The sequence below is a fragment of the Marinitenerispora sediminis genome (assembly GCF_003336425.1).
GTDB classification, from domain to species: domain Bacteria; phylum Actinomycetota; class Actinomycetes; order Streptosporangiales; family Streptosporangiaceae; genus Marinitenerispora; species Marinitenerispora sediminis.
This window is the reverse complement of the sequence record NZ_QEIO01000035.1, coordinates 19074-42227: the sequence shown is the minus strand read 5'-3', so window position 1 is coordinate 42227 and position 23154 is coordinate 19074. Positions and strand designations below refer to the sequence as shown.

General features: G+C 77.1%; 15 protein-coding genes and 1 pseudogene. 2 read left to right on the top strand and 14 right to left on the bottom strand.

From position 1 onward, the window contains the following. Positions 1-211: 211 nt before the first annotated feature. The 10 genes and pseudogenes from DEF28_RS09415 to DEF28_RS28370 form a co-directional block, all read right to left on the bottom strand. Positions 212-877 carry a VOC family protein gene (locus tag DEF28_RS09415; protein ID WP_114433186.1) on the bottom strand — a complete coding sequence of 222 codons (666 nt, stop codon included), beginning with the start codon at positions 875-877 and terminating at the stop codon, positions 212-214. After that, on the bottom strand, positions 877-1980 hold the full coding sequence (locus DEF28_RS09410; protein ID WP_114396810.1) for an NAD(P)/FAD-dependent oxidoreductase: 1104 nt from the start codon (positions 1978-1980) through the stop codon (positions 877-879). The genes DEF28_RS09415 and DEF28_RS09410 overlap by 1 nt, the downstream gene beginning before the upstream one ends. Next, positions 1977-3143 (bottom strand): hypothetical protein, encoded by a 1167-nt coding sequence (locus DEF28_RS09405; RefSeq protein ID WP_114396811.1) that lies wholly within the window; start codon positions 3141-3143, stop codon positions 1977-1979. Before DEF28_RS09405 ends, DEF28_RS09410 begins: the two co-directional genes overlap by 4 nt. A 62-nt stretch (positions 3144-3205) precedes the next feature. Beyond that, a complete protein-coding gene (locus DEF28_RS09400; RefSeq protein WP_114396812.1) occupies positions 3206-4441 on the bottom strand; it encodes a metallopeptidase TldD-related protein in 1236 nt (411 codons plus the stop codon). Further along, a complete protein-coding gene (locus DEF28_RS09395; RefSeq protein WP_114396813.1) occupies positions 4438-6663 on the bottom strand; it encodes a lantibiotic dehydratase in 2226 nt (741 codons plus the stop codon). The genes DEF28_RS09400 and DEF28_RS09395 overlap by 4 nt, the downstream gene beginning before the upstream one ends. 181 nt (positions 6664-6844) lie before the next feature. Continuing rightward, positions 6845-8296, bottom strand: coding sequence for a hypothetical protein (locus DEF28_RS09385; protein ID WP_114396815.1), 1452 nt, complete (start codon positions 8294-8296; stop codon positions 6845-6847). Then, complete coding sequence (locus tag DEF28_RS09380) at positions 8293-10554, bottom strand: lantibiotic dehydratase (RefSeq protein WP_114396816.1); 2262 nt, start codon at positions 10552-10554, stop codon at positions 8293-8295. The genes DEF28_RS09385 and DEF28_RS09380 overlap by 4 nt, the downstream gene beginning before the upstream one ends. Before the next feature lie 58 nt (positions 10555-10612). Beyond that, complete coding sequence (locus tag DEF28_RS09375) at positions 10613-13093, bottom strand: lantibiotic dehydratase (RefSeq protein WP_114396817.1); 2481 nt, start codon at positions 13091-13093, stop codon at positions 10613-10615. 76 nt (positions 13094-13169) lie between these two features. Then, a complete protein-coding gene (locus DEF28_RS09370; RefSeq protein WP_114396818.1) occupies positions 13170-14969 on the bottom strand; it encodes a hypothetical protein in 1800 nt (599 codons plus the stop codon). 123 nt (positions 14970-15092) lie between these two features. After that, a pseudogene (locus DEF28_RS28370) lies at positions 15093-15170 on the bottom strand (ammosamide/lymphostin RiPP family protein); the annotation flags it as partial. Between the two features lie 883 nt (positions 15171-16053). Here DEF28_RS28370 and DEF28_RS09365 point away from each other — a divergent pair. Beyond that, a complete protein-coding gene (locus DEF28_RS09365) occupies positions 16054-17109 on the top strand; it encodes a methyltransferase (RefSeq protein ID WP_114396819.1) in 1056 nt (351 codons plus the stop codon). Here the strand turns inward: DEF28_RS09365 and DEF28_RS09360 are convergent. Both DEF28_RS09360 and DEF28_RS09355 read right to left on the bottom strand, forming a co-directional pair. Next, positions 17095-17520, bottom strand: a complete 426-nt coding sequence (locus tag DEF28_RS09360; RefSeq protein ID WP_114396820.1) for a TIGR03667 family PPOX class F420-dependent oxidoreductase — start codon at positions 17518-17520, stop codon at positions 17095-17097. The genes DEF28_RS09365 and DEF28_RS09360 overlap by 15 nt on opposite strands. After that, a complete protein-coding gene (locus tag DEF28_RS09355; protein ID WP_114396821.1) occupies positions 17517-19958 on the bottom strand; it encodes a lantibiotic dehydratase in 2442 nt (813 codons plus the stop codon). Before DEF28_RS09355 ends, DEF28_RS09360 begins: the two co-directional genes overlap by 4 nt. A gap of 300 nt (positions 19959-20258) precedes the next feature. Here DEF28_RS09355 and DEF28_RS09350 point away from each other — a divergent pair, with 300 nt between their 5' ends. Beyond that, on the top strand, positions 20259-21461 hold the full coding sequence (locus DEF28_RS09350) for an amidohydrolase (protein WP_114396822.1): 1203 nt from the start codon (positions 20259-20261) through the stop codon (positions 21459-21461). Positions 21462-21465: 4 nt separating this feature from the next. Here DEF28_RS09350 and DEF28_RS09345 read toward each other — a convergent pair whose 3' ends face one another. Next, entirely contained in the window at positions 21466-22239 is a 774-nt protein-coding gene (locus DEF28_RS09345; protein ID WP_114396823.1) for a VOC family protein, read from the bottom strand. Between the two features lie 9 nt (positions 22240-22248). Then, a complete protein-coding gene (locus tag DEF28_RS09340) occupies positions 22249-22995 on the bottom strand; it encodes a TetR/AcrR family transcriptional regulator (RefSeq protein ID WP_114396824.1) in 747 nt (248 codons plus the stop codon). Between the last annotated feature and the right edge of the window lie 159 nt (positions 22996-23154).

Below are 23154 nucleotides of genomic sequence, written 5' to 3'. Positions count from 1 at the left end.
GTGCGGGAGCGGCGCCCGCCTCGGCGGGCGCCGCTCCCGCACCGGCGGCACCGGTGCCCGGTGCCGCCGGCCGGCAGCCTGGACGGACCATCCCGGTCGGTGCGGCCGGGGAGCGGGAGGCGGCGACGGAGGGCCGGTCACCGCCGTCACAGGGGCGTGGCGGCATCGTCGGGGTTCCCTTCGGTGCTGGTCCGGCGGTGGGGCCGCCGGGTCAGGGCAGGCGGATGGTCACGGTGCCGGCGTCCGTGCGGATCGTCGCGGCCGTCACGGCCTCGGGTGCGCCGGCGCGGACGTCGACGTCGTCGGCGAGCGGGCCCAGCCAGTCGGTCAGGTCGGAGGCGTCCGTGACGACCTCCAGGCGTTCGATCGCGAGGGGGGTGGTGTCGTGGCGGGCGTCGGTGAGGTCGCCGGCGAGGCGGGCGCGCCGGGCCGGCCAGTTGCCGTAGTCGAGGAAGAAGGGGTGTGCGGGGCGTGCCCAGGACGCGGCGAACGCGGCCTCGGCCCACGGCACGCGCTGGCCGTCGGCGCGGACCGACTCCCCGCGCAGCAGTTCGGGATCGGCGCCGGTGAGCCGGCGCACCCGGGCGGCGGCCGCGTCGATGTCGGGGGCGAGGGCGGCCCAGTTGAGGAGGGCCGGCCCGTCGGCGACGCGGTCGAGGAAGACCCGGCCGAAGGCGCTGTCCTTCAGCACGTGCTCGTCGTGGACGACGAGCAGCTCCAGGTACTGCACGTCGTCGCCCCGGAAGGGGACGACCCAGCTCGCGGTGCCGTCGGGGTTGGGGCTGCCGTCGGTGACGCCGAACCCGTACCCGCTCCGCAGCAGGTCGCGCAGGGGCTCGATGGTGCGCGCGCCCAGGATCACGTGGTCGATGCGCATCAGAGGGCCGCCTCCGCGCGCCGGCGGGCGTTCTCCGTGGGGCAGAAGGAGAACGGCAGCGACTCCCACTCCCCGCGGTCGAGGGCCGCCGCCAGGCCGGCGGCCGTGGCCCGCGCCGACAGCAGGCCGTGGCCGGCGTGCCCGGCGGCGAGGAAGACGCGTTCCTCGCCCGGCACCCGCCCGACGAGCGGCCGGCCCGTGTCGGTGACCGGGCGCAGCGCCGCACTGATCGACGTGGGGGCGGCTGAGGCCAACTCGGGCGCGACGGCCAGCGCGTAGCGGAGCAGCCGGGTGGTACCGGCCGCCGTCGGGGTGGGGGTGAAGCCGGACGCGTCGTCCTCGGTGGCGCCGACGATGACCTCACCCGCCGGGCCGGGCGCCAGGTAGTGGGCCGAGGACAGGATCCACGGGAGCGCGGCGGTACCGGACAGCCGCAGCAGCTCACCGCGCTGCGGGCGGACCGGCACGCCGCGGGCGAGCGCGGCGGTGCCGCTCCACGCCCCGGCGGCGATGACCACCCGGTCGGCGCTGACCTGCCCGTCGGCGGTCACCACCCGCACCCGGTCCGGCCCGGGGGCGACCTCCAGGACGGTGGCGCCCTGCCGCCATTCGACGCCGAGCGCGGCACCGGCGGCGCGGACGGCACCGAGGTAGCCGGCGCCGTCGACCATCAGGCCGCGCTCGTCCAGCAGGTAGCGCCGGTCGGCGGGCAGCCGCATGGCGGGGGCGGTGGCGCGCACCTCATCGTGGTCCACCCAGGACAGGTGCGGGTCGTCGGCGAGCAGCGGCCCCAGCGTCTCCGCGTCGCCGGGCCGCAGGGCGCGCAGCAGCGGGAGCCGGGCGGCGAATGTGCCGTGCGCGGGTTCCAGCCGCCCGATGTCGGCGTCGAGGAGCGCCCGGCCCTGCCAGAGCCACGCGTGGAACTCCGGGTCGGTCGCGTACCGGAGCGACGGCACGGCCACCCCGGCCGCGTACCGGGTGGCGTGCCCGGGCCGCTCCCCCGCGTCGAGGACGACGGTGCGCCCGCCGAGCCGCGCGGTCTCCTCGGCCAGGCACGCGCCGACGATGCCGCCACCGACGATCGCGAAGTCGAATGCGGTCACGTGGTCCCTTCCTTCCTGATCGGATCTGGCGAGCCGCCGGAACGCGGCCGGGTCCGCGGGCCCGCCGCGTCGCGCACCTGGGTGCCCAGAGCGGTGGCCGGCGGCAGGAGCAGCGCGGGAGTGCGGACCTGGTCCTCGCCGAACGTCTCCCGCGCGGGGCCGGTGGGACCGCGGGCGAGCCGCAGCAGTGTCAGCGGCCGGGCGGTGACCAGCACCGGGAACCAGGCGTCGGAACGGCCGGGCGGTCGGGCCACGCAGGTGAGGCGCAGGATGCCTCCGGCGTGGTACCGCTGGAGGTGCTCGACGCACCAGGTGAGTTCGACCGCCTCGGGCGGAGCGGCGACCGGCTCGCCTTCGAGCACGATCCGGGTGAGCGGCGGCGGGCGCAGGGCCTGCTCGTCGTGGTCCCACCAGGCGCGGCCCGGCTCCCCGCCCGGGAGCGCGTCGGCGTCACCGTCGGGCGGGACCAGCCGGCCGCCGGACACGAACGGGAGCGGGCGCGCCGGTGTCCCCGCGTCGTCGGGGCCGCCCGCGGCGTGCAGGACGGGCTCGTCGACGACGGTCACGGGCGGGAGCAGTGCCGCGCCCGCGCGGCGGCGGCGCAGGGCTCGGCCGGCGCGCGAGCCGAGTGCCAGGCGCACCCCGCTGACCAGCACGGCCGCCACGGGCGGGGCGAGGACGAGCGGCAGTGCCCGCCAGTCGGCCGGCGGGTCGATCCGTCCGCCGGAGGTCGGCAGCGCGGGGGCGGCGCGCCGGCCGCCCCCGCCACCCGGCAGCCCGGACGGCTCGGGGCACCATCCGGGGCTCCGGGCCCCGGGGCGGGGGCGCAGTGCCGCCCCGGCGAGGATCGGACCGGCCGCGGTCTCCACCCGGGCGAGGAGCGCGCCGGCGCGCGCTCCGGTGGCGCCGCCGGAGCGGTCCACGACGACGGCGGTGGCGCTCTGCACCGGCGCCCCGTCGGCCGCGAGGTCGGCGGCGAAGCCGCGGACCGCCTCGACCGCCGGAGTCTCGATGCCCCCGGGGTCCACCGCCACACGGGCGGACGCGGCAACCCGCCCGGTGGAGTCGCGTCCCAGCCGGACCGCGTCCACCGAGTGCGTCACCCGGTCCCCGGCCGTGCCGGGGACGACCACCACGCGAACGGTGCGCACCGTCTCAGCCACGCCCGGCCCCCTCACCGCGCCATCGGAAACCGCCGGCCGGCGGAGCCGGCCGCCGCACGGGCTCAGTCATGCTCCGCCACCTCCACCAGGCCGGCCGGCAGCAGGAACCCGCTGTTGGCGAAGGAGACGATGAGGGGGAACTGGCCGAGCTTCCCGCAGCCGCGGCTGGCCCGGGCGTGCTCGCCCGCGGTGCGGCCCGCGGGGAGGATCCCGGCCAGCACGAGGAGGCCGTTGCCGGTCAGGGTCAGCTCGGGGAGGCGGGCGACGGGGGTCCCGGCCTCGTGGAGCAGCGGGGTGCGGGCGACGAACCTGAAGTCGCCGGTGGCGATGCTCATCGCGTCGAGGCTCAGGCCGAACGGCGCGATCCAGGTGCCGTCCGGAGACGGGTCGCCGGTGTCGGCCACGGCGCTGGTGTGGGTCATCCGGGGGATCGCCGGATGCCGGTAGTCCAGCCGCCGGCCGTGCCCGCGCGGGGCGGTGCCGGCGAGCGGGGCGGTGCCGAGGTCGGTCATGGGATCACCGACCACCCCGGCATCGACCAGCCGCGCGCCGGCGGTCGGCGTCCCCTCGTCGTCCACCGCCGCGCGCACGCCGGTCCGGGCGGGCGTCGCGCCGTCCGTCACGGTCAGCCACTCGGGGCCGACGCGCCGGCCGCGCCGGGCGCCCAGGTAGCTGGTGCCGCTGACGACCACGTCGGCCTCCATCGGGTGGCCGACCAGTTCGTGGAAGAACGCGCCCGCCCGCCCGGGGAGCAGGACCAGGTCCGGCACCGGGTGCGGGAGGGCGGCACGGGGCAGCCCGCTGCGGGCGTCCAGCCGGTCGAGCGCGGCGCGCACCTCGCCGAGACCGGTGGTGACGCCGCCGTCCGGTCGCAGCGGGACGACCTCGGTGTCGGTTCCGTCCCGGTCGACCTCGACCGTGTAGAGGCTGCGGGTGTCGGCGGTCGGCGCGTCCAGCGGCCCGGCCAGAACGTGCTGGTGGTAGCCGGCCCAGGTGGCGGTGGCGCCCGTCTCCGCCGCGAGGTCCGCGAGCACCTGCCGCTCGGCCGGGTCGAGTCCGACCACGGGCCGGGCCAGGACCTCGCGGCCGGCTTCGGCGACCGGGGCGGAGATCCCGGCGGCGGGACCGGCGAGCAGGTCGACGCCGTCGGCGGCGACGTGCCGGACGTGGTCGCGGCCGACGCTCTGCTCCAGGCAGGCGCCGCGGCGGCGCGTGCTCTCGGCGGTGACGGTGCCGTCGGGGGCGAAGCGGACGGTGCCGCGCAGCGAGTTCTCCACGAACACCCGGGTGTCGGTCACGTCCGCTCCCGTCCGATGGCCTGGATCCGGAACTCGCACGTGTAGCGGCGCCCCTCATCGTCGCGCAGCCACAGGTGCTCGGGGCCCGGCAGCATCTCCTCGGCGACGACCTCGGCCGCCCCGTCGCAGATGTGGGCGGCGAGGTCGGCGGCGGCCGGCGCGGCGAGGTCCACCAGGTACGGTTTGCGCTCCCGGTCGGTGCGCACGAACACGAAGCGGCGCCCGGAGCGGCGCGCCAGCCGGCGCAGCGCCAGGAACCGCTGGTGGGTCTGGGGGGCGGCGGCCTCCCCGGGGTCCACGCTCCAGCGGGCGCGCTGGAGGACGACGCCGCCGGCGTGTACCCGGGGGCGGTCGCCCGGGCCGTCGAACACCGGGTGGCCGACCTGGGGGTGGGAGAGCGCGGCGTAGGGCGGGTACTTCACGAAGTCGCTGAGCGGCAGGTAGGCGGTGACCCGCCGTCCGGCGGGGTCGAGCAGCCGGACGTCGTCGCCGGCGCGTTCGACCGTCAGGTCTCCCGGCGGCAGGACGTCGGGGTCCTCGGCGTCGTGCCAGGTGAGGGGGCGCAGCGCGGCGCGCCGCCCCGGGAAGCGGTAGTAGCCCTTGTTGCGGCGGCCGAAGTCGAAGCCGACCACCGTGCCGTCCTGGTCCGCGATCCAGCGGGCGGCGTCCGCCCCGAACCGGGCGCGGTCCGGATGCATGGTGGCCAGCCAGCCGTCGATCTGCAGGTGGTGGTGCGTGCGGGCGAGCACGGGCGGTGCGGCGGCGGCGTCCTCTGGCGCGGCGGCCGCCAGGCACAGGTCGATGACCGCGTACCGGTCGCCCGGCTGGTCAGCGGCGACGCGGCGCAGCCGGTCGATCTCGGCGGCGGCGTCGGCGGCCAGGTAGCGCGGCGCGTGGTCGGCGTGGAAGACGCTCCCGCCGGCGGCGAACGCCGCCGCCGTCTCCTCGGCGTACGCGGCGAGGGAGCGGGACGGCGCCGCCCGCCAGGCCGCGGCGACCCGGCGGGCGGCGGCCCGCTGGGCGGCATGGCCGTGCGCGGCGCACGCCTCCAGGGCCGGGGTGGCGGCCCGTGCCCACTCGGCGAGTGTGCGCGTCCCGACCTCCAGCGCGAACCGGGACCCGCACTCCTCGAAGAAGACCGCGCGGTCGGCGTAGGTGCGCCCGGCGGCCCGGCGCGCGGGCGCTCCGGTGATCTCGGTGAACGCCCGCTCCAGCTCGGGCACGAGGACGAGCCGCTCCTCGAACGGCGCGGCCTCGACGCGGGCGCGCAGCGCCTCCAGCCGGAAGATCCGGCCCAGCCAGTCGGCCCGGGCCGGGGAGGGCGGTAGCTCGCCGAGCTGGGCGGCGAGCGCGTCCAGCGGGTGCTCGTCATAGGGGTCGGCGCCGATGCGGGCGTCCACGGCGCCGGAGGCGAGGAGGTCCCGCGTCGCCGCGGCGACCTCCCGCAGCGGGCGGTCGAGGGCGTCGCGCAGTTCGGTGAGGCGCCGCGGGCCCTTGGCGAGCTCCCGCACGATGGCGTCGGCGGGGTCACCGGGCGGTGCCGGCGCGCCGGTGAGGGTGAACGGCAGGTCGGGGAGGATGCGGCGGTCGCGGACGACGGCGCGCCGGACCTCGCGCAGCGCCCACCCGGACAGGAAGACCGCCGCCCGGTGCCGCCGCGTGTCGCGCACCCGCAGCCCGCGGCCCGGGACGGGCGCGGCATAGGCCATGGGGCCGAAGAAGCTGGTGGTCTCGTTCTTGGCGCAGAACCGCTGGACGTAGGTGTAGAGCTGCCGGCGCACCCGCCGCCACCGGGCGTTGAGGGGTCCGCGGTGCCGGAGGAACGGCTCCAGCATGTTGCGGTAGGCGTCGGGGTTGGACAGGAAGACGGCCTCGCGCACCTCGGTGCGGGCCAGGACCGCGCGCAGGGCGTCGGTGGCGGCCTCCTCGGCGCGGGCGAACTCCGCGCGGTGCGCCTCCAGCGCCTCGCGCCACCGCCCGAGCGCGGCCCGCCAGGCGTCGTCGCCGCGCGCGCCGACCTGCTCCGGCCGCCCGGCGAGCACCGCCTCCCGCACGGCCGCCCGCCGGGCACCGGGCAGCGCGAGCAGGGCCTCCTCGCACTCGACCACCCGGTCAGCGGCGGCAAGCGCCCGGGTGCCGGCCCCCAGGCCGTCGAGCCAGTCGAAGGGCATCCCCGCGTGGCGGACCACGAAGTCCCCGGTCAGGCGCCATTCCCGTGTCACGTCTCCACCCCCAGGTCGTGTCGGCGCGGGACCGGCCCGCGCCGGTCCCCGGCCATACCGGTGCCGGCCAGGTCGGCGCGGCCTTCCCGGACCGGCCGGTGCCGCGTTCCGGTCGGCGCGGGTGCGTCCGTCCTCCGGGTGTGCGGCCGGAGCGGCGGCCTCGTGTGGACCCGGCCCGGCATCAGAAGGCCGTTCCCCGGAGGATGCCGGCGCGGGCGAGGCCGACCCCGACGGTGGCGCGGCGGTGCGGCGGCAGCGCCGCGAACGCCGACGGGTCGCCGCCTTCCCAGGCGCGCAGGAGCGCGGCGAGCCGCGGGGCGACGCGCAGGGCGCGGCCCGAGCGCAGGCCCGCGGCGAAGTCGCCGGGCCCCCGGCCGTCGGGAGCGCAGGCGCGGGTGGCGACGACGGCGGCGGCCGGGTCCCAGTCGGCGGTGCCGGGCTCCGGGGCCGGCCGGGTGAGGACGGCGGCGGCGACGCGTCCCGGGTAGAGCCCGTGGCGGAGGACGTAGCGGTCGATCAGGTCGACGACCGCCTCGGCGACCTCGGCAGCGGCCGGAGTGCCGTCCGCCTCGAAGGGGTGCCACAGCGGCAGGTCGCCGCCGGCGGGCAGGCGGCGGGCGGCGGGCCACCGCGCTCCGGGGGCCAGCCGGAAGGGGCGGAAGCCGGCGAGGCCGATCCCGCCGGCCGCGCTCTCCAGGCCGTCGGCCAGGGCCGCGGCCTCGGCCACCGGCACCCCGGGGGCACCGAGGACGACGTCAGCCCGGAGCGGGGCCGCCGGGTCGAGCCGGGCGCGCAGCGCGGCCAGGTCGGCGGGCACGCCGTCGGCGCCGACCACCTCACCGGGCGGCCCGCCTCCCGGGCCGGCGACCGTGACCGTCAGCCCGCGGCAGTCCTTGAGGGCTTCGTCGGAGAGCGCGGCCGCGACGGAGGGGTCCATCCAGCCGGCCCACGCTCCGCCCGGGCGCCATTCGGCCGCGTCGGTGAGCCACGTGGTGCCGTCCGGAGCACCCCATTCGGTGCGCACGGTCCGGGGGGCGGCGAGCGCCCGCAGCCGGACGCCGCGCAGTTCCGGGACCCGGGAGAGGGCGGCGCCGTACCGGACGACGTAGCGGCCGGTCCACTCAACGCGTTCCGGGCCGAGCGCCCGCGTGAAGGCCACCGCGGCCGGGAGCTGCTGGTCGGTGTCCACCAGCACCGCGACCCGCGTGCCGGGACCGGCCGCGGCGCGCAGCCGCTCGACCTCCGGGCCGAACAGGCCGGTAGCGGTGGCCGCCGCCACGACGTCGGCACTGGACTGGGTGGTGCCGCCGCGCAGCCGGAGGTCGTCGAGGGACAGCTCGATCGCGGGATCGGCGGCACCCGCGGCGCGCAGCGCGTAGCCGATGGCGCGCAGCCGGGCGTCGTCGCGGGCGGGCCGGTCCAGGACGGCGGCGGCCGCGCGGCCGAACACGACGCGCAGCGACCGGTCGCTGTCGGCGTCCGCGGTGTCGTCGCACTCGGCCGCGGCGCGGAGCCGGCCGGGGTCGGCGAGCCGGTCGAAGAAGGCGGCGTTCAGGTCGAGGAGGGGGCCGCTGCCCGGCGGTGCCCACTCCAGCGTCGGGTCGGTGAGCGGCGGGATCACGGTGAGGGTCACGGACGTCCTCCCTGGCGGACGTAGACGCAGCGGATCTCGGCGGCGAAGGAGCCGGCGCGGTCGGCCAGCCAGAACTGCCCGGGGCCGGGCATCACCTCGTGGAGGTCGAGTTCGTCGGCGGTCGCGGCGAGCCGGGCCAGCCCGTCCAGCAGGGCGGGTGCGGCGACGTCCACGTACACGGGCTTGCGCTCGTTGGCGGACTTGGCGAAGAACCGGTCGGGGATCGCGTGCTCGGCGCTGCTCTGGAGGAGGTCGGCGAGCCGCCGGGCGAGCGGCGGCGGCTTGCGGGTGCTGGGCGCGAAGAGGGCGGACGGCACGCGGACCCGGGCCCGGCTCAGCACGATGTTCCCCCAGCACAGCCGGGGCAGCCTCGGCACGTCGGGCAGGCGCGGGCGGCGGACCCGGGGCAGGGCGAGCGCGGTGTGCACGCCGGTCTCCAGCTCCCCGTTGTGCAGGTACAGCGGGACGTCATCACCGCGGCGGCGCAGGAGCGCTGTCTCGCCGTCGCTGTCGACGACGAGCTCGTCCAGGCCGACGCGGCCGGCGCCGGGGGCGTCGGTGCCGCCGCCGAGTTCCAGCACGTGTCCGGGGAAGGCGAGCGGCGGCAGGCCGGTGCTGCGCCGCGACACGACGCTGAGCGCACGTACCCCGCCGAGCGCCGCCGTGATCCGGCGGTCGCGGTCGGCCAGCCGCTCCGCCGCCCGGGGGTGGAACTGGAGCGCCCACGGAGTGAGCAGGGCCGCGTCGTGCACGTCGCCCACGACGAGCGGCGTGCGGCCCCGCTCGTAGCGGGTGATGTCGTCGGTGGCCGGGAGCACGTCCACCGAGCACAGCACCGGCAGCTCGGGCGGAGGCGGCTGCTCCAGCCGGCCGGCGAGGTCGATCGCGGGGACCGGGCTGCGGGGGAGCAGGGCGGCGATGCGGTCGTGCAGCCAGTCGCTGCGCTGGACGGGCAGGTCGGCGCACCGCCGCATGGCGGTCGGTAGCGGGAACCGGCCGGGGCCGAGGCGGCGCGCGAGGGCGGCGTTCGTGGCGCGGCGGGTGAGCTCCGCGTCGTGGGCGAGGAGGTCGAGGACGGGCGCCATTCCGCAGGTGAGGTCGGCCGCGAGGTGGCCGCGCACGGTCATCCGCAGCGTCCCGGCGGCGGCCTCGTGCACGATGACGCGGTCGTTGTAGAACCGGGGCCGGATCCCGCCCTCGTCGGTCGCCGCGGCGGGGAGCAGCTGGGCGATCTCCGCGTGGATCGCCGCCTTGTGCTCGGGCGGTGTGGCCGGGTGGGCGGCCAGCAGGCCGGCGATCTTGTCGAGCGTCCCGGACAGCGCCCCCGCGTACCCGAGGTCGGCGAGCCCGCGCCGGACGGTGCCGAGCGGGTCGACGTCGGTCGCCGGCGGGCACAGGTGGTGGGTGAGCGCGCCGGCGCCGACCAGGGCCCGGACGGCGGCCGCCACCTCGCCGAGGTCGGCGCCGAGCCGGCCGGCGATCGCGGAGACGTTGGCGCTGCCGTCGACGGCGGCCAGGACGCGCCCCGCGAGCGGACCGTGGGCGCGTTCGAGGTGGGTGGCGCGGGCCCAGGTCTTGCGGCGCGGCACCAGGAGGCCGACGAGCGCCGGGTCGGCCAGCACCGCGTCCTGGACCGCGGCCACGACCCGTGCCGCCGGGTGGGCCGTGCGGGCACGCAGCGCCTGGTGCCCCTCCCACGCGTACTCGGTAGGGCCGCTGGCAGCGGCGTCGAGGTCGGCGTAGTTGATGGGGCCGAAGAAGCTCATGGTCTCGCACTTGGCGGCCAGCCGCTGCGCGTAGGACGCGATCTGCCGGCGGGCCCGCGTCCCCGGGACCGCGTCGGCGAGGTCGCGCAGCGCCGGCGGGGACGAGCAGGCGACGGCGTCCCGGAAGCGCTCGTCGGCGGCGAGCCGGGCGAGGGCGGAACCCACCGCGGCCGTGTCGCGTTCGACGGCCGCGGCCACCTCCGCCTGGTGCCGCTCGGCCCGCTCGGCGATCGGGTTCCACCGCTCGGCCCACCCGGGTGGGACGGCGCCGTCCGGCGGCAGCGGGCGCACCGCGCGCAGCCGCGCCCGCACCCCGCGCGGCAGCCGGGCGCCCGGCGGGTGGTCGCGCAGCAGGTCGGCGGCCGCGCGCTCGGCGGCCCGCAGTTCGCTCAGCGCGGCGCCGGTCTCGGCGTAGCGCAGTCCGTCGAGGATCGACCACGGGAACGCCGCGCTGCGCACCACCAGTGTCGGAACCAGGTCCCACTCCGCCATGGCCGTCCTCCTCCGTCGCTCCGCACCGGCCTCCGCCTTGGGTTCCGCACCCCGCACCTCACCGGTCATCGCCGGCACCTCCCCGGCCGCGGACGTCCGGGTCCGCGGCCCGGCGCAGGGCGATCCGGAACTCCGACGTGGTGGGACGCCCGTGGTGCCGGAGCCAGAGGTCGCCGGGGGCCGGGCGCATCTCCACGAGCGAGACCTCCCGGGCGTCCTGGGCGGCGGCCAGCCGGACGAGCGCGTCGACCGCGGCGGGGGCGTCGAGGTCCACGCCCACCGGCTTGGGCTCACCGGGGACGTGGGCGAAGGCGAAGCGCGGGAGGCCGCGGACGGCGCGCAGCCGCTGCACGGCCGTGAGGGCGTCGCCGGGGCCGGCTCCCGGTGGCGGGGCCAGGTCGGTGGCGGCCGCCCAGTAGCGCGCCCGCTGCACCAGCACGTCGCCGACGAGGACGCGCGGGGCCCGGTCGCCGCAGCGGGCCGGCGGCAGCATGGGCGCCGGGGCGGAGAACGCGACCAGGTGCGGGTGGTCCTCGTCGCCCGAGTACAGGACGACGTCGCCGTCCGGGGCGCGCAGCCGGGGGACCCCGGCGTCGAGGACGGCGGTGAGGTCGCCCACGGCCAGCGTCCGGGAGCGGTCGCGGCTGGCCAGCGCGGTGACCTCGACGAACCGGCCGGGGAACCACTCGGCGAGCAGGCCCTTGTGCCGGCGCAGCCGCACCACGGTCGCCATGCGCTCGGCGCCGCCCCACGGCGACAGGTCGGCGCGGAAGTCCGCCAGCAGCCCGGGGTCGCGTTCGGCGAACATGCCCTGCGAGCCCCAGGCGTAGACATAGGGGTGAAGTTCGCCGAGGACCAGGCGGGTGCCGCCGTCCGGTCGGCGCTCCAGCATGAGGTCGGGGCTGGCGAACAGCGGCTCCTCCAGCCGCCCGGCCAGCCGCCGCAGCTCCTCGGGCGGCACCGCGGCCGTGTCCCCGGCGGTGTGGCGCCGGACGAGTTCGGCGTACTCGGCGGCGAAGGCCCGGGCCGGTTTGAGGTGGACCTCGGCGCGCCCCTCGGCGACCGCGCGTTCCATGCGCGTGACCAGGTCGGGGTAGGCCAGCGGCCCGGTCTCGGCGAGGATGTCGGCGCAGAGCCCGCGGTAGGCGTCCCGGTGCAGGATCCCGTAGCGGCCGGCCGCGTCCAGCACGGGGGACAGCTCCCGCTCCCACCGCGCCGCGACGTCGCCGCCCACGGTGAAGGGGGACTGGTCGCCTTCGGCGTCCAGCGACAGCACGCCGCGGTCGGCGTACATCCGGCCGCCGGCCCGGCGCGCCGCGGTGCTGGTCAGTTCGGTGAACACCGCCTCCGCCGCCTCCTGGGCACGCAGCCGCGCGTCGGCGTCGGCCGCGCCCGCGTACTCCGCGACGTGCTCGCGCAGCTCCCGGAGCCGCGCCGGCCAGGGGGTGCCGGCGGCCATGCCCGCCGCGTCCGCCAAGAGGACGTCGAAGGGCGACGGTGCGGTGGAGGCGGGCTCCGGCCAGGTGCGCACGGCGCCGGCACGGGCCAGCCGGTCCACGAACCGGTCCGCGTCCTCCGGCGCGAGGCCGGCGGCTCCGGCGAGCTCGGCGCGGGTGCGGGTGCCGTCGACCGCGGCGGCCAGCCGGGCCTGTGCCGGGGACAGCCGGACCTCGCGGCCCCCGGGCAGCGTCAGGCGCTCCCCCGCCAGGCGGGCAGCCGCGACCCAGCCGACCGGCACCCGGGGGGCGACCGCCGGGTCGGCGGCCATCGCCCGGGCCAGCTCGCGGACCGCCCAGAAGGAGACGTGCGCCGCGAACCGCCGCACCCCGCCGGGCGCCTCCGGCCCGAGGCGGACGCCCGTCGCCGCGGTGTCCACCCGGCCGTGGACGAGGGGTCCGAAGAAGCTGGTGGTCTCGTTCTTGGCGCCGAGCCGCTGGCAGTACAGGTAGCCGCGGCGCAGGAACGCGCGGTCCTTCGCCGAGGGCCGGCGCCCGGTGCCGGAGGTCCGGCGCCGCCGGACCTCCTGGTAGAAGGACGGCGCGAGCTGGACGAGGGCGTCGCGCACGCGGGGGTCGGCGAGGACGGCGCCCAGCCGGCCGGCGCGCCGCTCCGCCTCCGCGGCGGCGGCCTCGCGCAGCGAACGTCCCGCCGCCTGCTCGGCGGCGAGGGCCGCCGCGTACCGGCGCACGTCGGGCACCGCCGCGACGGGGTCGGGCACGGTGCCGGGAATCGGGCGCCGCCGGCCGGCGGACCGGCGGACCGCGGACCACCCGCGCAGCGCCGCGCGGTCGCCGGCGGCGGCCGCGGTCTCGACCAGGCGGGGGGCCGTGTCGCGCAGCAGGGCGGTGCGCGCCGCCTCCAGGGCGCGGACGTGCTCGCGGTAGCGTGCGGCGGCCGCCGCGACCGCGTCGTCGCCGAGGGACGTCATCGTCTCGACGCCGAAGCCGGCGCGGCGCAGCAGCAGGCGCGGGTAGAGCCGCCATCGGGCCGGCCCGCCGTTGTCGGATCCTCGCCGCTCATGGGGGTTCGGCTGCTCCATGTCCTCCCACTCCACTGGCCGTGTCGGATGTGGTCGTCGGCCGGAGCGGCCGGGCCGGCGCGGCCCGGCCGCAGGCCTAGTCCTGGAAGTTGACGAGGTCGAAGGGGCGGTTGAGCTTGGTGCGGGGGGCGGGCAGGGCGGCGAGGACGGCCTGCGGTCCCCGCGCGACGGCCTCCGCCAGCGCCGCGGCCGCGGGGGCGCGGCTGAGCGACGCGCGCAGCGACGCGGTGACCTCCGGGGCGGGCGCCGCACCGCGGACGGCGGCCGCGGCCGCGCCGGCCAGGGCGATGCGGTACGGGTCTCCGAGCCGCCCGGCGGCGGACCGGGCGGCCTCGGCGTGCTCGGCGGCGGCCTCGGCGCGCCCGTGCCGGGCGAGCAGCGCCGCGGTCTCCACCCGGATCTCGTGCTCGTGGAAGTCGTCGGCGTGCCGCCGGGCGCCGTCGAGCGACTCGGCGAGGTCGGGGAGGGCGCCGTCCAGGTCGGCCAGTGCCAGCCGCAGGCCGGCCGCCCGGTAGGAGTGGTGTTTGAGGAAGGAGTCGTTGTCCGCCCCGGACGCCGTGCGGAACCGGTTCCACGTGGCGAGGGCCTGCTCGAACCGGCCGGCGCGCTCCTGGAGCACGCTGAGGTTGGAGAGCAGGTTGATGCGCAGGTGCACGGAACTGGGGTCGTCGAGTCCGGCGATGCAGCCCAGCGCCAGCTTCTCCTCCTCGAAGGCGGGCCGGAACCGCTTCTGGCGGAACAGGGTGAGAGCGCGCAGGTTGTGCAGCCAGCCGCGTTCGCGCCGGACGCTCTCCGGCTCGTCCGGCCGCTCCCGGACCGCGGCGAAGCCCTGTTCGAGTTCGGCGACGGCGTCGCCGAGCCGGTTCAGCCGCTTGGAGTGCACGAGCGCGGTGTACAGGTGGGACTGCGCGCGCGTCTCGGGGGACGGCGCACGGTGGCCGCCCGGCTCGCGCATACGGAGGAAGTAATCGACGGCGCTGTCCTGCGCGCCCCGGAACGTCGCCTGGATGCCGAGGACCTTGTACAGGAAGGCCCGCAGGTCCGCGCGGGAGCGCAGCACCGTGGGCTCGAACTCGATGGCCTCCGCCTGGGTGTCGCCGCGACCGGCCTCGCGCAGCAGCCCGGGCACGGCCCCGTCCGGTACCTCGGCGGTGAGCGGCAGCACGGTCTCCGCGACCGCCGCCATGCCCTCCCAGTTGGCGGTGAAGAACCCGTACCGGCTGTAGGCGAGGGCGGCGGCCAGCCGGTCGGCAGGGTCGGCGTCCGCCGACATGGCCACCGAGAAGGCGACCGCCTCGGGAGCGTCGCTACCGGCCGCCGCCGGCCGGCCGGACGCGAATTCGAGGTCCCCGGGCGCGGCCGGCACGCCGGCGCGGGTCAGGCAGCGCGCCTGTTCGGGGCGGTAGTCGGCGGCCGGGCCGAGCGGCCGGCGCACGGTGAGCGGTTCGGCGAGGCGGATCTCGGCGCCGGGGACGGTGCGCGCGTACTCGACCGCGCGCATGAAGCCGCGCAGCGAGGTCAGGTCGCCGGCGGCCGGCCGGTGGACGACGACCGGGCGGCCGAGCAGCCGCGACGCCTCGCACAGCCCGGCGGCCGCGACGGAGAGGACGCGGAAGACCTGCTCCGACTCGCGGTGCAGCCGGCGCTCCGACGGGGCGAGGGCGATCTCGGCGATGTCCGCGCCGCGGCCGTCATCCGGCGCGGGGCGCAGGACTGCCCACTCGGCCGGGTAGCGGGCGGCGAGGTCCACGAGGTCCGCCCCGGCGTCGAGGGCGGCCGCCAGCGCGGTGCGCAGCCCGCCGTAGCTGACGGCGGCTCCGTGGTCGACGGTGACGTGCACGGCCGCGCCGCGCGTCGTGGACGTGGGTACGGACATGGTCGGCGCCTTCCTTGGTCGGTCTGACGGGATGGTGCGGGCGGTGGTCCGGCGGGGTCCGGCCATGCCGGGCGGCACGGCCGGACGCCGCCGGTGCCAGGGGCGGACACCCGTCCGGGGCGCCTAGGCGAGAGCCAGTGGGGCGATCTTGTTCTCGACCTCGTCGAGGTCGAAGTCGACGTCGTCCAGGTCGTCGAGGTCGTCGGCCTCGGCCACGGGGGCGTCGGGTTCGATGACGTCGGTACCGGGGTCACGCTGCTCGTCGGTCACGCTGCTGCCTCCTCTCGTGCCGGGGTGGCCGCCGGCGGGCTGCCCGGCGGCGATGGGAAAGGGGACGACACGCGGGCTCCAGCGGATCCCGCGGCCGGTGGACTGGCGGCGGCGACCGCCGACCGGGCGGTTCACCGACCATTCACCGAGAAATTGAAATCACGGACAGAAACGCCACGCGGGGGCGCGGACTCGAAATGCCTACCACCCCGAAAAGACCGCAACCCGGGGGGCAATAGTGCCGCCGCTCCGAGCAGAGCACCCACCCCCGAAAACACGGTCCAGTATGGAAAATGCAATACAAGGATGTCAAGGCTCCATCCCAGAAGGCCGCAGGCGATCTTGAATTCGACTACCAGAAGTAATGGAATGCCGAAAAACGGCCACCTACCCAACGAACCCAGCCCGACACCGTGCGTGAGTGCCGGCATTATCGGCGCCAATCGATATTGGCATTCACCCAGGACATGCGATGTTTTCACCGAAAGTCGCCGACCGAACACGATCGAGGGAGATCGCACGGTCCCAGAAACCCCCTGAGAGATCGTAACGCTGGGTCGCCGACAACACATCCCAAAAAGAACCGCCGACTCGAATTCGATCACCCGCACCCCGCGAATGATCCGGAGGCCGGAGTCGGCCCCTTGACAGGGACGCACTTACGTGCGCAATAAAAAATCATGGCCCGCTAAATCGAAAGTTTGCCCGCGAAGTGAGTCGGGGAGCTAGAAGATGGCAATCACGGAAACACTGCCGACGCGGATCCATTCTCCCACCCGGCGATATTCACCCGGGCCCGCCGAAAGGAAGTGCCATGTCCCACCACCGCCCGCCGTCAGGGGCGCCGTCCGAGGCGCCGCCCGCACGCGAACGGCTGCGCGCCATGGTCTCGGGCTACCGGCTCTCCCAGCTCATCCACGCGGCCGTGCGGGTCGGCCTCCCGGATGCCCTCGCGTCCGGCCCCCGCGGCACGGCCGAGCTCGCCGAATCCTGCGGGGTGGACCCCGACGTGCTGCGACGCGCCGTCCCCGTGCTGGCGGATGCCGGCCTCCTCTCGCTCGCGCCCGGCGGAGCGGTGTCCCTGACCCCCACCGGGGCACTGCTGCGCACCGACCACCCCGAGAGCCTGGCGCCGTGGACGCGCACCGTGTGCGAGGAGCAGTACCTCGCCTGGAGCCGAGCCGAGCACACCCTGCGCACCGGGAGGGCGGCCTTCCCGCAGTTCTTCGGGGACGACTTCTGGAGCTACCTCGCGGCCGCCCCCGAGGCGGCGCGGTGGTACGGCGCCGGCATGGCCGGTTCGCTCGCCGAAGCCCGCGCCCTGCTCATGGAGGTGCACGACTTCGCCGCGAGCCGCCAGGTGGCCGACATCGGCGGCGGCCACGGCGCCCTCACCACCGCACTGCTCACCGCCAACCCCTCACTCACCGCCGTTCTCCAGGAACTACCGGACGCGGCCCGGCACGCCCGCGCCGCTCTGTCCGCGGCGGGGGTCGCGGACCGCGCGACCGTTGTCGAAGGCAGCTTCCTGGAGTCGGTCCCCGCGGGTGCCGACGTCTACCTCCTGTGCCGGGTGCTCGCCGACTGGGACGACGCGGACGCCACCGTGCTGCTGCGCCGGATCCGCGCCGCCATGACCGCCGGCGCCCGGCTGCTCGTCGTCGGCGGCCTCGCCGACCCGGACGCGCCGGCCGCACGCGGCATGCTCGACCTCCACCTGCTGGTGGTCAGCGGCGGCCGGGAGCGGACGCTGGAGCACACCGCCCGGCTGCTCGCCGCGGCCGACCTCGCGGTGAGCCGGGTCGTCCACAGCGCCGACCGCGCCATGAGCGTGCTGGAGGCCCGGCCGGCCGGCTCACCGGCCGCGTAACCGCAGGCCGCCGATCCTCAGCGGCACGGCGTGGCCCGCCCGGAAGCCCGCCGGACCGCCGAACACCCGGGTCATGAGGTCGCGGTACTTGGCGAGGAAGCCGGGGTGCTCGTCGGCGGGCGGCAGGTCGGGACGGCGGTGCGCCGTGCCCGAGAGCACCACGATGTCGCGCCCGAACTCGCCGCCGTCCAGGTGCAGGCTCACCCGCGGGTTGCGGGCCAGATGGCGCACCCGGTGCGCGGTCGTCGCCGTGTAGACCAGCACCGCCTCGCCGTCCCAGAGGAACCAGACCGGGTTGGGCTGCGGCGCGCCGGCGGCGTCGACGGTGGTGAGCCAGATGACGAGTTCCTGGTTCAGGCGGCGGTGCACCCGGGCACCGAACTCCGTGGCCGGGTCGGGGAGCAGGGTCATGGGCGACGCCCTCCGTTCTGGGCCGGTACGGTCGCGTCGGACACGACGCAGCCGATCCGCAGCTCGGCGTGCTGCGCCGCGCCGCCGACCCGCCACCACAGTTCCCCCGGAGCGGGCAGTGCCTCGGTCACCGTGACCTCCCCCGGTGGCAGCCGGGCGAGGTCGAGCACGGCGAGCGGGTCGGCGAAGTCGACGTAGAGGGGCTTGGGCTCTGCGGGGTGGCGGACGTAGCAGCGGCGGGGGAGGGCGTGTGCGCTGCGCAACCGCTGCACGGCCCGCCACCGGCCGAACTCGTCGCCGGCCTCCCGGGTCTGTGACCGGATCCGCCAGCGTTCCCGCTGGTAGACGACGCCGTCCACCGTGATGCGGGGCGTGTGCGCGCCGAGGTCCACCGTCACCGGTTTCAACGCGGGCAGCGCCAGGGCGCGGTGCGCGGTGGAGTCGAGGTCGCCCGGGTAGAGCAGCCGCGGGCGGCCGTCCACGAGAACGCGGTCGCCGGTGGGCGGCACCAGGACCTCGGCGATCGGAACGGTCTCCGCCCGGTCCCGTCCCGACATCCCGCTCAGCTCGATCGAGCGTCCGGGCGGCTCCGGGGTGACGTGGGCGCTGCGCCGCCGCGCGACCACGGTGGCGACACCGGCCGGATCGATCCGCGCGGTCACCGCGGCCGTGTACCCCGCCCACAGGCCGGCCGGGTCACTGTGCAGCGGGTTCTCCAGGCCGCCGTAGATCGAGCCGCAGTCGTCGTGCAGCTCGGAGAGCAACCAGGTGGCGGTGGCGAGGTCGGGGCCGACCGCCATCAGGTCGGGGCTGGGCAGGCAGGGGTCGCCGGCGGCGTCGGGGGGCACCAGCTCCCACAGCGGCGCGAGGACCGCCGCGACCGCGGCCGAGTCGAGGTGGACGGCGCGGCATCCGGGGCTCGCCGCCCGTTCGGCCACGAGCGCGCGCAGCGCCGCCCGCAGCCGCTCGGCACGCCGCGGGTGCTCCGGCAGGTCGGCGGTGACCACCCGGAGCAGCGGCGCGGGGCGGTCGGACAGCGCGGCGCGGACGGCGTCGCGGGCGTCCTCGCGGCGCAGCAGGGCGCCGAGGTAGACCAGCGGGAGGACCGCGTCGAGTGCGGCGCGCACGCCGCGCAGCGCCGGGGCACCGAAGCGGACCCGCTCGCTGAGCGGACTGGAGCGGTCCTCGTGGAAGACCTCCCGGTCGGCGTAGTGGCGGCCCGCGGTGCGGGCTCGGTCGCCGCTGAGGCTGGCCGCCAGCGATTCGGCCTCCTCCAGGGCGTCGCGCCGGTCCGGCCAGGGGAGGTCCGCGTAGCGGTCGCGCACGGCGAGCAGCCGCCGAGCGACCGGCGCGGCGGCCAGCAGCGGCAGGGGGTGCAGCTCTGTGGCCGGCACCGGGACGGCGGTGAGCCGCAGCAGCGGGCGGAGCCGGGGGACCTCGGTGGCGATCCGCTCGGGCGCGAGCCCGGCCTCGGCGGCGATCTCGGCCACCGGTCGGCCGTCGGCGGCCCGCCAGAAGCGCATGAGATCGGGCGGAAGCCGCACGCGCCGGCCGTCGAGGACGCGCTCGACCTCGTCGCGCCCGGGTACCGGGCGGACCATGGGGTCCCGCCAGGCGCGCAGCCGCTCCACGGGGGTGGCCTGGGTGAGGTCGGCGGCGATCCGGTCCACGAGCCAGGTGCCGGCCTCGACGAAGACGCGTTCCGCCACCGGAGCGTCCACCGTGTGCGGCGCGTCGAGGTCCGGCGCGAACCGCGCGAACAGCACCGGCCCGAAGAACGCGACGGTCTCGCACCGCGTGGTGAAGCGGCGCAGGTAGCGGTGCGCGGTGCTCAGGGCGCGGCGCGCGTCCCGGCCGCGCGGGTCGGCGAGCCGGGCGACGGTCGACTCGGCGCCGAACGCGGTGCGGTGGAACCCGGGGTTGGAGATGTGCACGGCGTGGCGCAGCCTGGTGTCGTGGAACGCCGCGGCCACCTCGCCGCGGGCGGCGGCCAGTCCGCCGGCGAAGGTCGCCTGGGCGGCGGCGACGGCCTCGTCGCGGGCTTGGACGGCGGCGTTCCACCCGGCGGCCCAGTCATCGGGCAGGTAGTGCGCCAGGGCCTCCCGGGGGCGGTCCGGTACCGACTCGCCGCGGTCGACCCGCTTGGCGGCGGCGACCAGGACGCGGAACCGCGGCGCGTCGGGCGGCGGGGCGGTCTTGGCGCGCTCGCGGACGGTGGGCCACGTTCCGTCCAGGAACGCGGCGCGCATCCGGTCGACCCGGGCCTCGGCATCGGCGAGGCGGTCGGCCTCCGCGAGGGTCTCCGGGCGCGCGACCGGGTCGAGCAGGGCGGCGGGGAAACCGGGCGTGCGGACCAGCAGCCACGGCAGGAGCTCCACGCGGAGCCGCCGGTCTCCGGCCGCGAGTGTCCAGGTCAGCGAGGGCGTCGGTTCCGTCACTGGTGACCTCCCGTGGCGGTGGTCGCACGGCCGGACGGCCGCGCCGCGCGGTCGCTCAGCGTATCCGGGAAACGCCACCAGAGATATGCCCCGTACCTGTCCATATCCGGTCAAACTCCACCGGCACTGGAAGAGGGCTTGCAGTTGCGAAAATGATCTTTATCCGGAGTGCGCAGCATTTTTCGGCAATGTCAACCCGCGAATGAGCGACCATTCCGTCCCCCGACGGCCGAACAGTGTCACCGTCGATTCCGGCGGCGCCGCTTGCCCGTCCGGGTGTCCGACCGGTCAGCTGAGGGCATGCCCCAGCACGACGTGGCCCGCCACGAGGACGCCTGCCGCCGCGCCGTCGCGCAGGCCGCTCCCGACCTGCACGCCCTCTCCGCCGACATCCACGCCCATCCCGAGACCGCGTTCGCCGAGCACTACGCCGCGGGGCGGATCTCCGGCGTCCTCGCGGACGCCGGCTTCACGGTGACCCGCGGAATCGCCGGCCTCGACACCGCGCTCGTCGCCGAGTACGGCGGCGGCGACCTGGTCGTGGGCCTGTGCGCCGAGTACGACGCGCTCCCCGGCATCGGGCACGCCTGCGGACACAACGTCATCGCGGCGGCGGCGGTCGGAGCGGCCCTGGCCCTGCGCGGGCCCGCCGCCGACCTCGGGCTGACCGTCCGGCTCATCGGCACCCCCGCCGAGGAGTCCGGCGGCGGCAAGATCACCATGCTGGAGGCCGGCGTGTTCGACGACGTCGCCCTCGCCATGATGGTGCACCCCGCTCCGCACGAAGTGTGCGCGCCGCGTTCCCTCGCCATCCAGACGCTGCGCGTCCGCTACCGCGGACGGGCCGCACACGCCGCCGTCGCGCCGCACCTGGGGCGCAGCGCCGCGGACGCCCTGACCATCGCGCACGTCGCCCTCGGGCTGGCCCGCCAGCACCTGCCGCCGCGCCACCTGGTGCACGGCATCACCCTCGCTGCGGGCAGTTCGCCGAACACCGTCCCCGACCACGCCGAGGCGGTGTTCGACCTGCGCGCGCCGGACGCGGAGTCGCTGGCGGAGCTGGAGGAACGGGTCCGCGGCTGCCTGGCCGCCGGAGCGGCCGGCGCCGACTGCGCGCACGAGGTCGTACGCGATGGCCCCGCCTACGCCGAGCTCGTCCACGACCCGTGGCTGGTGGCGGCCTACCGCTCGGCGGTGACCCGGCTCGGCCGCACCCCGGTCCCACCGGAGCAGGAGGCTGCGGTGCCCACCGGCAGCACCGACATGGGCAACGTGAGCCGGGTCGTCCCCAGCCTGCACCCCACCATGGCGCTGGAGTGCGGGGACGCGGTCAACCACCAGCCGGAGTTCGCGGCGGCGTGCCGCTCCGCCTCAGCCGAGCGGGCCGTCCGCGACGGCGCGACGGCACTGGCGTGGACGGCGTGCGCGGCCGCGGCGGACTCCGACCGGCGCGCCGCCCTCATCGACGGTGTGCGGGGCCGCGCGGCGGGCCCCGCACGGTGAACGGCTACCGGCGGGTCGCCCGCGACTCGTCCACCAGTGCGAACGCGGCGCCCGCCGGATCCGTGACCACCGCGAAGCGGCCGGCCGGGATGTCCGCGGGTTCGGCGAGCACCCCGCCACCGAGCTTGGCGGCCCGCTCCACGAGCGCGTCCGTCCCCACCGCCGGATCCACCGCGAAGTAGACCATCCAGTGCGGCGGGGCGCCGCCGAGATCCTGCTCACCGACCCGGTGCCGGCCGAGCACGGGACGCTCGGCGACCGAGTAGACGGCGTAGTCGTAGGCGGCGCCGTCGCCGATCTGCTGGGCGGTGTGCCCGAGAAGCCCCTGGTAGAAGGCGTCGCTCCGCTCGCCCTCCGGGGTCCGCAGCTCCGCCCAGGTGAGCGTGCCCGGTTCGCCGCGCCGCAGCCCGGCACCGCTCTCGGGCCGCCACAGGCCGAACACAGCGCCGCCCGGGTCCGAGCCGATGAGCACGCTGCCCTGGCCCGGGACGTCGTTGCGGAAGAACACCTGACCGCCGAGTTCGCCGACCCGCTCCGCGGCGGCGGCTACGTCCGCGACCCCGAGGTAGAGGGTCCAGGCGGGCGGCTGGTCCGGCGGCGCGGGACGCAGCCCGGCCACCACATCACCGTCGCGGACGGCGTAGGTGTAGGTGCCCGAGGGGTCGAGCGCATCGTCGAACCGCCAGCCGAGCAGTTCCCGGTAGAAGTCCTTGCTCGCCTCCCGGTCGGTGAACGTGACGTCGACCAGGGACGGTACGCCGCGGGCGAATTCGGACACGGATCTCCCCTAACTCGTTGTCGGTGTCCCCCGCGCCGGAGCCGTTCCCCCGACCTCCGCGGAACCGCGGCCCTCGGCCGGCGGACCGGCCGCGTCGGCCGCGTGCCCGGCGGTCTCATCGACGCCGAGCAGCGCGGCGGCCTGCGCGATGATCACATCGCGCACGCCCGCGTGGTCGAAGTAGGAGTGGTCAAGGACGCGGGGGATGATCAGCCCGTCGAGGATCGCGACGAGCGAGGTGACGATGTGGGTGGTCGGCCAGCGGGTGCGGAACACGCCGCGTGCGACGCCGTCGTCGACCGCGCCGACGAACGGGCGGCGGTACCGCTCCTGCAGGCCGGCGCTGTGCGCGGCCAGCTCCGGGTCGTGCGCGCTCGCGTGCCAGCACTCCAGCAGCATGCGCCACACCTGGGTCGGCACGGGTGCCATCCCCCGGTCCAGCAGCGCCACCACCCGCTGCCACGGGTCCTCCAGGCCGGCCGCCGCGGCCTCAAGCGCGGCCGCCTCGGCCTCGGTGGAGCTGTAGAGGGCCTCGATGACCATGTCCTCGCGTGCACCGAAGTAGGTCTGGAGGGTGCTCACGGCCACCCCCGCCTCCTTCGCCACGTCGCTGAACCGGGTCCGCTCATACCCCCGCTCGGCCAGCACCCGGGCCGCCGCCTCCAGCGCCCGCTGTCGGCGGGCACCACCGGCGCGCCGCCGTCGTCCCGGCACCGGGACACGCCCCGTGCCGTCCTCCACACCGTCGGTCATCATCTCGCGTAGAATCCTAACCACGGCCGCACCGTATGTAAATACGGTATGGCCATACCGATTTTGCCGATTGCGCTGCTCCCACGAGCCCCGGCCGGCGCCGACCGCCACGTGGCGGCGCGCGTGGCGCCGCCGGCACCGGTCGCCCGCGCGCCGGTGCGC